Annotated in this window: 8 protein-coding genes and 1 pseudogene; 4 read left to right on the forward strand and 5 right to left on the reverse strand. The window is 64.4% G+C overall.

What is annotated here, in order from left to right:
• Window positions 1-20 precede the first annotated feature (20 nt).
• The 3 genes from E5671_RS00990 to E5671_RS45820 all read right to left on the reverse strand — a co-directional run bounded on the left by E5671_RS00990 (window position 21) and on the right by E5671_RS45820 (window position 4,142).
• Window positions 21-2,594, reverse strand: coding sequence for an FtsX-like permease family protein (locus E5671_RS00990; protein ID WP_160501935.1), 2,574 nt, complete (start codon window positions 2,592-2,594; stop codon window positions 21-23).
• A 49-nt stretch (window positions 2,595-2,643) separates the two neighbouring features.
• Window positions 2,644-3,474, reverse strand: a complete 831-nt coding sequence (locus E5671_RS00995; protein WP_160501936.1) for an ATP-binding cassette domain-containing protein — start codon at window positions 3,472-3,474, stop codon at window positions 2,644-2,646.
• A 389-nt stretch (window positions 3,475-3,863) separates the two neighbouring features.
• Window positions 3,864-4,142 carry a hypothetical protein gene (locus E5671_RS45820; protein ID WP_237329980.1) on the reverse strand — a complete coding sequence of 93 codons (279 nt, stop codon included), beginning with the start codon at window positions 4,140-4,142 and terminating at the stop codon, window positions 3,864-3,866.
• Window positions 4,143-5,726: 1,584 nt separating this feature from the next.
• On the opposite strand from E5671_RS45820, the gene E5671_RS01005 reads away from it, so the two are divergent.
• The 4 genes and pseudogenes from E5671_RS01005 to E5671_RS01020 all read left to right on the forward strand — a co-directional run bounded on the left by E5671_RS01005 (window position 5,727) and on the right by E5671_RS01020 (window position 9,464).
• Window positions 5,727-6,059, forward strand: a complete 333-nt coding sequence (locus E5671_RS01005; protein ID WP_160501937.1) for a histone-like nucleoid-structuring protein Lsr2 — start codon at window positions 5,727-5,729, stop codon at window positions 6,057-6,059.
• A 734-nt stretch (window positions 6,060-6,793) separates the two neighbouring features.
• Complete coding sequence (locus tag E5671_RS01010) at window positions 6,794-7,285, forward strand: hypothetical protein (protein ID WP_160501938.1); 492 nt, start codon at window positions 6,794-6,796, stop codon at window positions 7,283-7,285.
• A 1,044-nt stretch (window positions 7,286-8,329) separates the two neighbouring features.
• Window positions 8,330-8,548: pseudogene (locus E5671_RS01015) on the forward strand (Lrp/AsnC ligand binding domain-containing protein); the annotation flags it as partial.
• Between the two features lie 565 nt (window positions 8,549-9,113).
• Window positions 9,114-9,464 carry a FluC/FEX family fluoride channel gene (locus tag E5671_RS01020; RefSeq protein ID WP_160501940.1) on the forward strand — a complete coding sequence of 117 codons (351 nt, stop codon included), beginning with the start codon at window positions 9,114-9,116 and terminating at the stop codon, window positions 9,462-9,464.
• A gap of 633 nt (window positions 9,465-10,097) precedes the next feature.
• Here E5671_RS01020 and E5671_RS01025 read toward each other — a convergent pair.
• Both E5671_RS01025 and E5671_RS01030 read right to left on the reverse strand, forming a co-directional pair.
• Window positions 10,098-10,409 (reverse strand): hypothetical protein, encoded by a 312-nt coding sequence (locus E5671_RS01025; protein WP_160501941.1) that lies wholly within the window; start codon window positions 10,407-10,409, stop codon window positions 10,098-10,100.
• Window positions 10,410-12,042: 1,633 nt separating this feature from the next.
• Window positions 12,043-12,936 carry a hypothetical protein gene (locus tag E5671_RS01030; RefSeq protein ID WP_160501942.1) on the reverse strand — a complete coding sequence of 298 codons (894 nt, stop codon included), beginning with the start codon at window positions 12,934-12,936 and terminating at the stop codon, window positions 12,043-12,045.
• Window positions 12,937-13,429: the final 493 nt, after the last annotated feature.

Consider the following 13,429-nt stretch of genomic DNA (forward strand, 5'->3'; position numbering starts at 1 on the left):
CACCCTGAAGTACCGTCCCCTCACTCCGTCTTGATGGCGTCCAGGGCATTGAGTTTGGCTGCATGGCGCGCGGGCCACGCGGCCGCCACCATGCCGATCGCTCCGGCCATCAGCAGGAAGAGGGCAATCCGCGGGTAGGGGATCGTCATCGTGTAGGTCGGCAGGCTGTTGGTGATGGACGTCCCGATCGCCCAGGCCAGGCAGATCCCGAGGCCGATGCCGAGCACCGCTCCGAAGAGGGATATGACGATCGACTCGAGGCGGACCATCTGCTTGGTCTTGGCGCGGGCGAGACCGGTCGCGCGGAGCATGCCGATCTCATGCCTGCGTTCGAAGACCGACATGGCCAGGGTGTTGACCACACCGAGTACGGCGATCACGAGGGCCATCGCCAGCAGCCCGTACAGCACGTTCAGCATCAGGTTGACTTGTAGGCTGTACTTGTCGCTGAGGGCCTTCTTGTCGAGGACATCGATGGCCGGGTTCTGGCCGAGGGCCTTGACGATGGTGTCCTCGGCCTTGCTGGACGGGCCACCCTTCACTTTCACCAGCACCAGATCGTCTGCAACCGTGGCAAGGTGCTTGTCCACCACGGTGGTTGAGACACGGATACCGCTGTCGATGAACATCTTGTTGCCGGCGTTGCCCTCGTACACTCCGGCGACTGTCAGGCGTTCGGCTTTGCCGTCATGGAATTTCACCGCGAACGCGTCCCCGGCCTTGAGGCCGGCCTTGTCGGCGGTCTCCGAGTCGACCAGGGCGTCGCTGGCCGACAGGTTCTTCGCGGAGCCGGATGTGAGGTTCACGTTGAGCAGTTCACCGATGCTCTTCATGTCGACACCAGAGATCCCTGTCGGTGTCCGTGCCCCGTCGACGACAACGCCGGTCAGGCGCCGCGGGCTGGAGGCCGTCACCTCGGGCAGCGTATCCAGCGTCTTGCGTACGTCCGGGGAGAGCGGGTCGCCGTTGGCCATGCTGATGACGTAGTCGGACTTGAGAGCGGTGACCGACCTGTCGTCACTCGCGCCCTGCACGGAGACGGCGACGACGGTCATCGAGGTGATGAGGGAAAGCCCGATCATCAAGGCGGCGGCAGTGGCTGCCGTGCGGCGCGGGTTGCGCAGCGCGTTGCGCCGGGCCAGCTTGCCCGCCACGCCGAAGCGGTCGAGCAGCGGGGCGGCGGCTGCGATGACCGGCCGGGCCAGCAAGGGGGTCAGCATGAAGACACCAATGATCAGCAGGGCGGTACTGAGCCCCAACGGGTAAACGGCGTCGCTGAGCTTCATACCGGTCGTGAACAAGACCCCCGCGGCTCCGCCGACCACGGCGAGAGAACCGATGCTGTTGCGCAGGACCAGACTGCGGGTGGTGGGCGTGGCGTGCACGCTGTTCATCGCGGCGACCGGGGGGATCCTCGCGGAGCGGCGGCCGGGCAGCCACGCCGCGAGTACGGTCACGCCGACGCCGACCAGCAGCGCGTAGATACCGGTGCTCGGCGCGACAACGAGAGGGCCGTCGGGCATCGAGGCGCTGCCCATCGCCGCCCGCATGCCGGCCGCGATGCCGAGTCCGAGCAGGAAGCCGCTCACCGAGGCCACCAGGCCGATGATGACCGCCTCCGTCAGCACCGATCGCGTCACCTGACGGCGGGAGGCGCCGATGGCGCGCAGCAGCGCGACCTCCTTGCTGCGCTGGGCGACCAGCATGGTGAAGGTGTTGGCGATGAGGAAGATGCCAACGAACAATGCGATGCCGGCGAAGCAGAGCAGCACATGACTCATGTCGTCGGTCTCTTGGGTGATCTGGGCGGCCTGCTCGTCCGCGAGAGTCTTCCCGGTGACGGCCTCGGTGCCCTGCGGCAGGATCTTCTCGATCCTATTCTTGAGCGCGGCGTCGGGGGCGCCGGGCACGGCCTTGACGGTGATCTCGTCGTACTCGCCCGTCTTTCCCAGCACTTTGTGGGCGGTGGCATTGTCGAAGAGGACGAGCGTGCCGCCGGCTGCGACCTTGCCGTCATCGGTGTCGAAGATACCGGTGATCTTCTGCTCCGTCACCGGGCCGTTGGTGGAGACGCTTGCCAAGTCGCCGATCTTGTAGCCGGTACGCTCGGCGGTCTTGCTGTCGAGAGCGATCTCGGCGGAAGTCTTGGGCGCACGGCCGTCGGTGAAGTGGTAGCGGGTGTCCGCACCCTTCGTGGTGGCGGGGTAGTAGTTGCCGCCGGTGGTGCCCCATGTCTGGCCGACAGGCTTGCCGTGCTTGTCGGCAAGCGACACGGAGCCGGACAGCACGCCGGTCGCCGACTCGGCACCGGGCAGACCCCCGGCCCGCTTCAGTAACGCGTCGGTGAGTTTGGGGTCCTGCTTTGCCGTTTGGCCCCTGCTGAAAGGGGAGTGACCGGAGGCGGATTCGTCGGGGCGTATCGCGACGGAGACGTTGGTGAAGCTCTTGGCGGAACTCTTCTTGAAGGCTTCACCGAACGTGTCGGTGTAGACCAGGGTGCCGGAGACGAACGCGACGCCGAGCGTGACGGCGAGTACGGTCATCAGCAGCCTGGCCTTGTGCGCGAGAACGTTGCGCAGGGCGGTGCGGAACACGGTGCTGTTACTCCTGTGAGTTTCGATCCGGTGGCCGGGCGGGGCTGAGTCAGCTGGTGCGGCCGTGGGGCTCGAATTGCTTCATCCGGTCAAGGACGGCGTCCGCGGTCGGCTTTCGCAGCTCGTCGACGATGCGGCCGTCGGCGAGGTAGACGACGCGGTCGGCGTAGGCGGCGGCGACCGGGGCGTGAGTGACCATCACGATCGTCTGGCCCAGCTCACGCACGGAGTTGCGCAGGAAGCCGAGCACGTCGGCGCCGGATCGTGAGTCGAGGTTGCCGGTCGGCTCGTCGGCGAAGATGATCTCGGGCTTGCCCACCAGCGCCCGTGCGACGGCAACGCGCTGCTGCTGTCCACCCGACAGTTCAGTGGGCCGATGCCTCAGACGTTGGGACAGACCCACCTGCTTGATGACCAGATCCAGCCACTCCTTGTCGGGCTTGCGGCCGGCGATGTCCAACGGGAGGGTGATGTTCTCCAGGGCATTGAGCGTGGGCAGCAGGTTGAAGGCCTGGAAGATGAAGCCGACCTTGTCCCGGCGCAATGTGGTGAGCTGCTGTTCGTCCAAGGTCGAGAGCTCGGCCTCACCTATCCACGCATGCCCCGAGGAGATCGTGTCCAGGCCCGCGACGCAGTGCATGAGTGTCGACTTGCCGGAACCAGACGGGCCCATGATCGCGGTGAACTCGGCCCGCCGGAACTCGACGGAGACGCCGTCCAAGGCAGCCACCCGGGTCTCCCCCTGGCCGTACACCTTTGTCAGATCGACGGCATGGGCGGCCACCGCGGTGGCGGGGGCGGTCTTCTTCACGGCCAGGGGGGATGCAGTCACGGACGGACTCTCCTGTTCAAAAACGACACAAAGGGGCAACTCGTCCATCGTCCCGGCCCCGCGGAACGTAAAGGTCGAACCCCGGGCCCGTTCCGAGCCATGCTTGAGAGGTATCTGGTGCTAAGCGGTCATACCTGGGGATGACGTGTCCAACACTGCATAAAGCGGCATAACGGTTCCCGAGCCGCCCGGCGGCAAGCAGGTACCTGTTGACTGTGCGAGTGATCCCGGCCTGCAGGCGGGGCGGATCTCAGCCGTGGCCGAAAGGCGCGATGCAGGCACGCGGCGTGTGTCTCGACGGCGAGGCAGCCATCGAAACGGCAGCGCCTGGCCGGCCCGCCCATGGAGCAAGAAGGTCTCCCGGCGACCGCCGCGATTCACCGACCGAGCCGCTGGGTCGGCCACCCGAACTTCCCTCGCTCGCAAAGCCCTTGTGGTCACACCTTGAACTGTCCGCGCACGGCCGCGCCGACATCATCCGAACGCATCCACCGGAAAGTGCGGTCCGCCACCCTCATCCTGGTCACCGTCGCGCACATCCGGTCTTTGTCCGGACTCAGAAGGCGAGCACCGCGGCTGTCTTCGATCTCGCAGACCTGCCGCAGCGCCTCGGTCATTCCTGTCAGCAAGAAACGGAGTTGCGTCGGAGTGGCCTTGGAATCGGCGAGCAGGTCATCCGCTGGGTCAAGCAGATCACCTGCGATGCCGAGCTGCACGCTCTCCACGTGTCCGCGACACGGGCGGAGAAGCCGCCGCCTCCCCTGGCACAGCAGGGCTTGCCTTGCGTGATCGCCCGCGGCGACTGCCGCACGGGGATCCCGTGGTGGTCCACGTCGACCTGTACACCCCCTGGACGTTCGCGCGAACCCAGTTGGCGATTTTGGGTGCGGAATCTCGTGCCGAACTTCGAACTGTAGCGAGCGCACTCGTCACCTTCAGCTCCTGCACATGACCTCTCTGTTCTCCACGGCTCCCACCTGCGCAAGGGGCAGCCATACGCATTCAGGCGCTAGTGGTAAGCCCGGCAGGATCTCTTCGGGTTCGTCGCTGATGAAGGGCATGCGTGGCCAGCCTCACGGTTGCGAGCTCTCCGCACCCGGGGGCGGTAGCACGGGCCGCAGGGATCGCGAGCGCCGTCCTCTCCGCTGTCACCCTTCGAGCGGCAGAGACGTACCCGCCCTGATCATCGTCGTGGCCAACGCCCTCTCCTTCAGCGCGCTCACGGACCGGCTCATGACGTCTCACCAGCGGAAGGCCATCGACGGTGAGGGGAGACCGCATGCCTAGTGAAGGCCCCAAGCAATCTCCTCGAGCCTCCTGGGTCCGAAGAACGAGACAGGGCCCGCAACTTCGCACCCCCTGCCGACGAGGGGCGGGGCGGCCTAGGCGACATAGAACTGTCACTTGCAGGCGCTTGCAGAATCCTTGATCGCAAAGGGCGAATGGATCCATTCCACTCAATGAAGTCGACAACCAGGACGTTGCGGGCGCCTTGTTGCTGACGATACGGAAGAGCGATGAAAATGATCATAAAGTTCGAGGAGGCTCTGGCGCTCTATCTTCAGACAGCCCGTGAGATGACTCAGACCGAGGTAGATGCGCGGGCTTCATCGAGAGCAGCCGATGACGTCACAGCCCACGATCGCGCAGAGGCTGCCGTACATCACGCGGAGTACGAAGTGCCGCGGCATTGAATGCCTTTTGTGCTCCTTTTCGGCCGATTTCAAGAGGGCAGACTGCCGTAGTGATCGTCCGTGCGGTGGCACGGGGCCCCGCCCAGGCGCTGAGGTTGTTGCCGCCGTGGTGAACGCGCTGTCGCCGCAGACTGGTGTCGTCGTTGTGTGATAAACGCTCTGGATGGGAGCGCTCCTTGTGAGGTGCCACCGACGGGGCAGACCACATGTTGGCATTGTTGATCGGGATGGGGAGGGGTTGCGGGCTTTCCATCGTTGTCTGTCAAGACGGGGCCGCCAGTGGCGCTTTGATGTCGTGGGACTGTTGCCACCGAAGATCCAGAAGGGGCCGTTGGGTGACGGGAACGGCGGCGCCGATTTCATCGAGCGGAAGATCCCTTTGTATCCGAATTGCGAGGCGATCCATCGACCGGAACTGCCCCAATTGATCACGCTCGGTACCTGTCGGAGTACGGAGGAATCGTTCCACCGCACTCGGGAGCGTATGCTTTTCGGGCATCAATCTCGATGACCGCATTGCGGAAAAGCAGCATCGCTGTTACCTTCCGATCACGGGTTTCAAGAACTCGTGATGGACGCCCCCGGAATATGGAGTATGATCCGGCCATGGCTCAGAAAACTGTCACAATCTACACTGACGACCTCACGGGCAAGGAATCCTCGGAGGCCCGGACACACACGTTCACGCTAGACGGAGTGGGCTACGAAATCGATCTCGCGCCGGAAAGCTACGACCAGCTCTTCGAGGCACTGAGCCCTTTCATCGACAAGGGACGCAAGACAGGTCGCGTCAAGGGAGCCCGGAAGGTGCGGTCGGTCCCCGCAGGTGGACCTAGCACTGCAGATGTGCGCATCTGGGCCAAGGAGAACGGCTACAAGGTCAATGACCGTGGCCGCGTCCCGTCCGACGTTCGCGAAGCATTCGAAGCCGCTCACTGATCAGACGAGAAGCCCCCGGCGGAATGCCGGGGGCTTTGCTCTGGGCGGGGCCCAAGGCGTCGTCCCTCGCCGTTCCGCTCCATCTCGACGATGGTCTCCCGTCGCTGCCGAAAACGATTGACTCCCGCGTCTGGACCCCCGCTGTAGCCGTTGCCGCATCCTGGGTGACGCCTTCGCGAGGCTGTCCAAGCGGGAGGCCTCGGCGACGGAGCCTGCAGGGAGCGGTCTGCTTGCTGGGCGAGACAGTGAAACTCTTCTATGGTCCGGCTTCTAACGCTATCAGGAGCCGCATCAATAACGGGTTCCGTCTAGATCGAAACCGAACTGCGGCTGTAGCAGTGCCTTGATAAATGGGTCGCTACCAAGCGGATTCTTTCATCCCTGCTGAAAGCTGGCTGCGGAGCAAGCTGATCAGCGCCGCGGGACGTCGCCTCAAGCTGAGCGAGGTGGCCTCACATGAAGGCTCCGCGCTCGTAACGACGTTAACCCCACGCGCGGCAGGCGGTCCGCCCGCAGACGTGCCCGGCGCGTACTGCGATCTGCGCGCCTGTCACGTGCGCTCGTCTGCGCCCTTCCTGCTCAGGCCGTGTCGGTGTCACCCTGGGCATCACCGGGGACTGGGACATCATCCCGTCCCATCCGAGGGTGGTCTTAAGCCACCCTCATGCCGTTGGGGGGATGGAATGCGTAAGGTCATGTGGGCCCTTGGTGGGGCTGCGGTTCTGCTATCTGGCATGCTGTCGGCGAATTCAGCGTCAGCCGACACGCCATTAGTGACCTGCACAGGCTCGAACGTCATCAAATACGAGCCAGGCGTCACCTACACGGAGAAGACCGTTCGCATCACTGGCGTGGACAGTGCGGCCTTGTGCGTGGACGCGGCGAATCCTCTTGTGCCGCTCTCATTCGAAGCGCCATTCTCCGGCGACTTCACTACCTCGTGCGCCTCAGTGTTTTCCGGGGGCACCGGCACCCAGACCCTCAACTGGAAACGGGCTGGTAAAGCCACCGGGGAAACCAGCGAGTGGCACTGGACCATGCACTTTTCGACAAACGCCAACGGCCAGCTGCTGTCCATCGCAGACGGACCAATCGTCAACGGCAAGTACGCGGGGAAGGAACTGCGGCAAGTCATCACCGTGGCCACCGGCGATCAAACTGCCTGTTCCAAACCGGAAGGGCTCACCGAGACCAGCGGGCCATCTAACTGGGTGTTCACCTTCTGACGTCCATTCCGCAGCGGCGAGGTGACCGCCCTCCGTCCTGTCCCAAGTTCCTCGGGTGGGAGGGAGGGTGGCCAGCCGGGGTGTGCGGCATGGCCGGTGCTGCCGTTCCATGCGGTCGTCATCCCTGGACAGATGATCTCGGGTCAGTTTGTTGCTGCCGCCAAAGCAGGCGCAACCAGCGGCGCACCCGCGAGGGGTGATGCTTCGTCACACTGCGCAGATCGGTCAAAGCCTCAAGGCTCGCTCTACCCGCCTCCACCCACCTCCACCCGGGCCTCAATACCTGCGCCCTATCCAGGCGCCTTCACATCACCGGGACTAATAGCTCCATATATACCCGGCCGAGGAGGTTGCTCTTACTCCTGAGTCGACAGTGGAGGGCGGTTCGGGATTCCAGTAGCAGCCAACGGGCTTCTTATCCTTCCCGCTCTGGCATCATTCCCACTTGTCGCGCAATGCTAAAGCCAGGTCCGCGTGGTTGACGATAGCGATTTTTGACAGAAAGTCTATTGTCAATATTTCCTCTCCTTGCGGCTTGGGGGCCCTAATTCCGAAGCCGCCTTACAGCACTGCCCACTGCCCACGTATTGCTTGTTGCAATCCGCGCGAGGCGCCCAATATCTTCCTCGGTTACATGTGCCTGCTCCTCCCCCTTGCCTGCGCATGCGCCTGCTGACGATGGTCGGCACGCCCACTAGCCGCATCCAGCGGGCCGCTCACCCGCAGGACTTGGACCCGCCCTGGCCAAAGGTGTGTCGGTGTGCCCGGGGCGCAGTGCCGGTGGGGTACACAGACCATGGCAGGCAGGCCGACGACGCAGCCGTTTCCTCCCGGCCTGTGAAACGAACGCTCTCGGCGGCAGATCGCGCCGCCAGGCCAGCCCCGTCAGCGGCGCGGCGGGCCAGCCAAACTCTACTGCCCTGCCTCATCACCGCGATCACCCAGCAGCCAGCACAGGGTCGCGAAGACCTTAGATGTTCAACTCTTTCGCTTATCCACTCTCACTAAGAGGCAATGAAGTCTCTTTTTCCGGAGGGTCTACTGATGGAACGCACGTATATCCTGGTTCAAACTTCGCTCGGTAAGGCCGCCTCGGCGGCGGCCTTAGTCTCCGGGATTCAAGGGGTCGTCCGGTCCGATGACGTGACCGGTCCGTACGATGTGATCGTTACGGCCGAGGCGGAGAGTGTCCACCTTCTCGGACAGATCGTCGCACGTATTCAGGCGGTTGAAGGCGTCACGCGGACCCATGCCTGTCCGGTTCCTAAAGGTCACCGCCATGGAAACGGGGGGCATGTTGGCCTCGATCCTTCAGCGGAATGTGAGGGCTGACCGGTTCAGTGGTTCGGCGTTGCGTTCCCAGCGAGGTATGAGCCGGCCTCGTCGGACAGGAACCCGAACTGGTTGCGCAAGGCTGGTCAGGTACTCAACGGCCAGTCCACCCCGACCGTTTGGTGAGTACGCGCCATCGTCGTGTTGCCGGGTGGGCAGCGAGGTGCCGGTCTCCACTTCTTGGCAGGCCAGATGTACGGCGGGACGCCACACCACTCAGGCCTGCGGCGATGCGGGCTCCAAGCTGTTGGGGGAGGCAAGAGCCGGTCGATCGACGGCCAACGCGGCAGGAACTCGCCGCTGGCGGTCCCTACCTGATGCCTGCTCTTCGGTCAGACTCCAGGCAGATCGGAGCACCGCGTCTCAAACTCCCTGGCCTCCGACGGCCTCTGCGCGTGCTCAGGCGGTACCGCCCAGTGCGCCAGACCAGTCCCGTGGCGCCCTCAAGCTGGTGCGCTGCCACACAACTCGCTGCCTCCCGAGAAGGGTTCGCTTGATGGGCCTACTGCTGGTGTTACTGGGCATGGCAGGGGGCGCGGGCTTGCGCTACGCCATCGAGAAATGTGCCTTCCAGGTCTGGCCCGGTGCCCCTTTACCTTGGGCGGCATTCACGGTCAACGTCGGCGGTTGCTTCCTCTTTGGGCTCCTGTTAGGCCGGGCCGATGCCTACGGCCTGCCCACAGCGGTCTACATTCTCCTGGGCGGCGCCATCACGGCATTCAGCATTATCGGCCACGAGATCGTTGAACTGGTGCAGAGCGGACTCCAGGGGATGGCAGTCCTGAGGGCGCTGTCTGGCTGGCTGGTGGGCGCCACTGCAGCCGTAGCAGGGGTGGTGGTGAGTTGAGCTGAGAACCAGCCCCCGCCCCAGCTCCCGTGCCTTCTTGCGCCCGTGTCTCCGCCATGGAGGTGGCTCGGCGTAGACGACACCACCGGGGACTACGACAACGTCATGTGGGCCGTCGGCTGCCCCGTCTGCCGGCCTGAACGCGACACCCTGCCCTAGGGTCCGGTTCGGCCTTCGCGCCAGCCGTTGGCGAACAGCGGACGCTCCGCTCCCCCTGTGAGAAGGCCAGCGCTCTCAGCGCACGCCCGACAGATGACCGGCGCATGCAGCACGTCGCCAAGGCTGCCATCCTGACCTCGGTCGGCCAGAACAAGGGGCACGCCGCGTCGCAGGCGGCGTGCCCCACTATGTACTGGACGCTAGCCGCAAGGGACGAGGACAGAACTCCTTGCCGAGCGGGCCGGTGTGTCCACTGGGCCAGGGTCGCCCAGGCGTTCGTGTTGTTCCCTGGCAAGGCCGTCGATCGCACTCGGCCGAGCAGAGGCCGCTGGACCATCGGTGTGCCAGCCTGCCCCACCGCAGCTGACCGGGTCTCTGGTGCTTCTCGACGTTCACACCGGGCTGAGGGATCGCTACAGACTTGGGCTGTGGGCGGGGGATTGCCAACAGCCCAAGCGGCCTGTGGCGGGTGAATCAGACGCGGTAGAACTGCCAGTTCACCCAATTGGCATACGGGTCGGGGGACTTCAGCTCGAAGTTCTTGGCCTCCGAGCGGTCGCAGAGCCGGGGCGAGTACTTGGTGCCGGCCCAATTGCCGTTCCGGTACCAGTCGAAGCGCATTTGCACGCACTTCCCGTCCCGGTAGCTGTCGGCAATCCAGCCCTTGACGTAAGCGGGGTTCCAGCAGGAGATACCGGCCGTGTCGCCCCACCAAGGGCTGTAATTCCAGCTGCCGTTGCAGTAGGCAGCTGACTGGTTGTTCTGCGGCGCCTGTGCGGAGCCCAAGTGAGGTGAATCCGTTTGAGTGGAACCCGATGTGCTCGACGCCGCCTGCGCAGCGGCAGTCGACATGACACCTGCCACTGTCACCATGGCCGCAACCGCTGCTGCAGTTCTCAATTTGCGTCGCATCAAAATGGGCCTCCTTTGCCGGAACGGGTAATGGGATGTTCGTTGGTGCGTGACACATCACAGCACGTGACGACCAGACTTCCCCAGTTCTCTATCCGGTCAACTGTCATGTGCCCGTGGCAACGGCTCAAATCTGCTCAGTGGGAGGCATACGCACGGACTGTGGCACCTTTGCCGAGCTATGCATTCGAAGCGACAGCGGGGCCCCTGGACAGGAGACAGTGCGTAACCGCCGTGCAAAGACGAGTCGATGATCATTGAAAAAAGGACCTATCCGTCTTTGAAAAGGGAACCAGCCCTGGACCCGACCCGCGCTGTGCAAATGGCGGCCAGCTGGCAATCACGAGGAACAGCAAGGGGCCACGGCGTTTGGACCCTGGACGCCATAGAGCCGCAATCAGACACTCAGCTCCGGCAGTTCACGAGGGCGCCTCGTTCGGTGTGCGCGACACGGGACAGCTGGACAAGTCCCCGTGCCGCAGCCACGATCGGCCGCCTCACCCTCCACACCGACGTCGTCTCCCCGAGGGGACGATCTCCATCGCGCCTCCGCGAAGGCGCCCTCGAACGGATCCCCCTGCACCAGCTGCCGACATCCGACGGGCCGGCGTCCGGCTGCGAGCCCAGCACGCGCCAGCCGTTCAAGACCGCCGACAGCGAAGCTCACACGTCAATGGCGCTCCACCCAGTCGCGGCGGCATGGCCCGCGATTGACCGTCGCAACCCGACGACGGCCAACGAACATAACCGTGCGTGATTGCGAGCGGGGCATCACCCACCGCGCGCGGGCGGGCCGACCACGCCAAGACCTGGACAATACCGCTGGACTTGGGTCTGGCGAGATGCATGTCTCGGCGCCCGTCCCACGGGCCGACTGTCCGGTTTCCGCAGCCTGCAACGGCGTTGAGGCAGCGCCTCGCGACGCAAATCTTTCGCCGATCTAGCGCATAGTGGGCAGATTCTCTTGGTTACGGCACAGAAAGAGGAAGGTTGCACGTTGAAGATGTCGTACGTAGGATGCCTGCAGACCCTGTTGCACCAGCAAACGACACCGCTGTAGCGGCGCCGACCGGGACGCCGTGCCGTCCTCCGCGATCGGCGATCAGCGATCAGCGATCAGCCATGGGTAGGCGCCCTGGCTAAAGCGGGGGACGAAGCCGACCCTTCGGCTGCATCGGAGGCGGCGCCACAGCAAATCCGCCTGCCCGCCCGCCCCGCCCCGGCCGCACACCCCAACAGCCCGCACTCCACCCTGCTGCCGTTGGACTACCTCCGGATGTGCCTGCAGCACAGGCGACACGGCACCGACGCCGGAGGTATGGAAACTGACGGGCAGTCAGCTGACACCTTGGGCCGTTCTCCGCCCCTCCCTGGACCCGCCCAGCCAAGCCACTTATGAGCCGGGCCGGGTTCAGAGATACCTGCCCACCTATCGGAGGGCGATTCCGTACTGGCACGGTTACCCTCGGGTCGAGTCGAGCGCGGCGTACGCCTCTGGTGACCGCCTTCACCTTGTGCCAGGTTGAGTGCGGCAGGTCCTCAGCCATGCCGCTGCACGTTCATCGAGTTCCTGGGCTGTGCGTCCCCCGCGTCGGCTGAAGGGGGCAAGCGCCTTGCGCATGCCGATCACGTACCCAACAAGCCGTGGGGACCGGGCCGTTCCCGCTGAGTCCAGTACGTCGTTCCAGGTAGCACAGGCCTGTTCAAGGTTGCCTTGGCGGCATTGCATGAACCCCACGTTCAGCCGCGCTAACGTGGCGGGGTATGCGGCTCCCTGCCAGTGCACGGCCGTCTGTGCGAAAAGGTGCTCGGCTTGGCTCAGGTCACCAAGATGCATGGCAGCCTTGGCGAGCTGGCTGCTTCCGCTGGCAGCGGCCGGCCCCCAGAGCGCTGCCCAGTAGGGCATCTCATCCGGGTCGGCCCCCACGCCCAACTCAGCTGACCTCGCCGCCTCGGCGATGGCTTCCCGGCGCGATCCGGCCATGGCAAGGGCGCGGGCGTGAGTGGCCCGCAGCATGGATTCGGTTGCGGGGTCGATCCGCCCCTTGACATAGTCCAATGAAGCTCTGGTCAAGGCCAGAGTGTGCTCGGGCCGTTCGGCCTCCAGGCCGTGGTGGGCCAGCATCGAGAGAGCGAAACCTGTGTGCCGGTCATCGTCTGCCGCCTTGGTGAGCTCAAGCGCGCGGAGGAAATACTGCTGTGCCAGTCCCTGTTCGCCTGCATCGCTGGCTTTCATACCAGCCAGAGATGTCAAACAGGCTGTGGCCGTCAGGGCCTGCTCTCTCTGCTGCTCTCCAAGGAAGGCCGCCTGGCATAGAGGAGCTGCCTCGGAAACCAGGTACTGCACGACGGCGGATCGAGCGTGCTGCCCGTCGTACCGTCTGCCGAGGTCGGCGAACATCTCGGTCGTGGTTCTGACTGCCTGAATCCGATCACATCGCGTGTCTCTCGGATCGGAGGGGAAACGGTTTCGAACAGAGGCAGTGGCACTGATATCGCTATGACTGGCTGGAAGTGCCGCGGTAACAGAGTACGGGGCTGCGGTCACCGAAGTGTGACGTTCGATGTCGGCCTTTCCCAATCTCATGAGGGCGCCCACGACATCACTGGCCGAACTCGAATCGAGCGCAAGCGTGCCCTGTTGGACCAGACCAAGATGCTCAAGGGTGAGAGGACGTCCCAACTTCCGCGAAAGAGCCTCGGCCAGGCAGTCTGCTGTCGCTCGGACCGGGCGGGTGCCGGCCACCCAATGAGCCACTGCCGATGCATTGGTTCGCAACCGCGTGTTCCCCATCTCCCCGGCCACGGTGCGGACCTCTCGTGCCAGCTCTGCATAGGTGCAGCCAGCCTCATCAATGGCTCTCTGAAGTAGCTCATTTGGCATGTCCGCGCTC

Source organism: Streptomyces sp. BA2 (genome assembly GCF_009769735.1).
Classification (GTDB): Bacteria; Actinomycetota; Actinomycetes; order Streptomycetales; family Streptomycetaceae; genus Streptomyces.

What these genes read in the sequence shown, in the direction of transcription:
- E5671_RS00995 (WP_160501936.1), bottom strand. Translation starts at nt 3,474, where the DNA reads ATGGACGAGTTGCCCCTTTGTGTCGTTTTTGAACAGGAGAGTCCGTCC.
- E5671_RS01005 (WP_160501937.1), top strand. Translation starts at nt 5,727, where the DNA reads ATGGCTCAGAAAACTGTCACAATCTACACTGACGACCTCACGGGCAAG.
- E5671_RS01010 (WP_160501938.1), top strand. Translation starts at nt 6,794, where the DNA reads ATGCTGTCGGCGAATTCAGCGTCAGCCGACACGCCATTAGTGACCTGC.
- E5671_RS01020 (WP_160501940.1), top strand. Translation starts at nt 9,114, where the DNA reads ATGGGCCTACTGCTGGTGTTACTGGGCATGGCAGGGGGCGCGGGCTTG.
- E5671_RS01030 (WP_160501942.1), bottom strand. Translation starts at nt 12,936, where the DNA reads ATGTTCGCCGACCTCGGCAGACGGTACGACGGGCAGCACGCTCGATCC.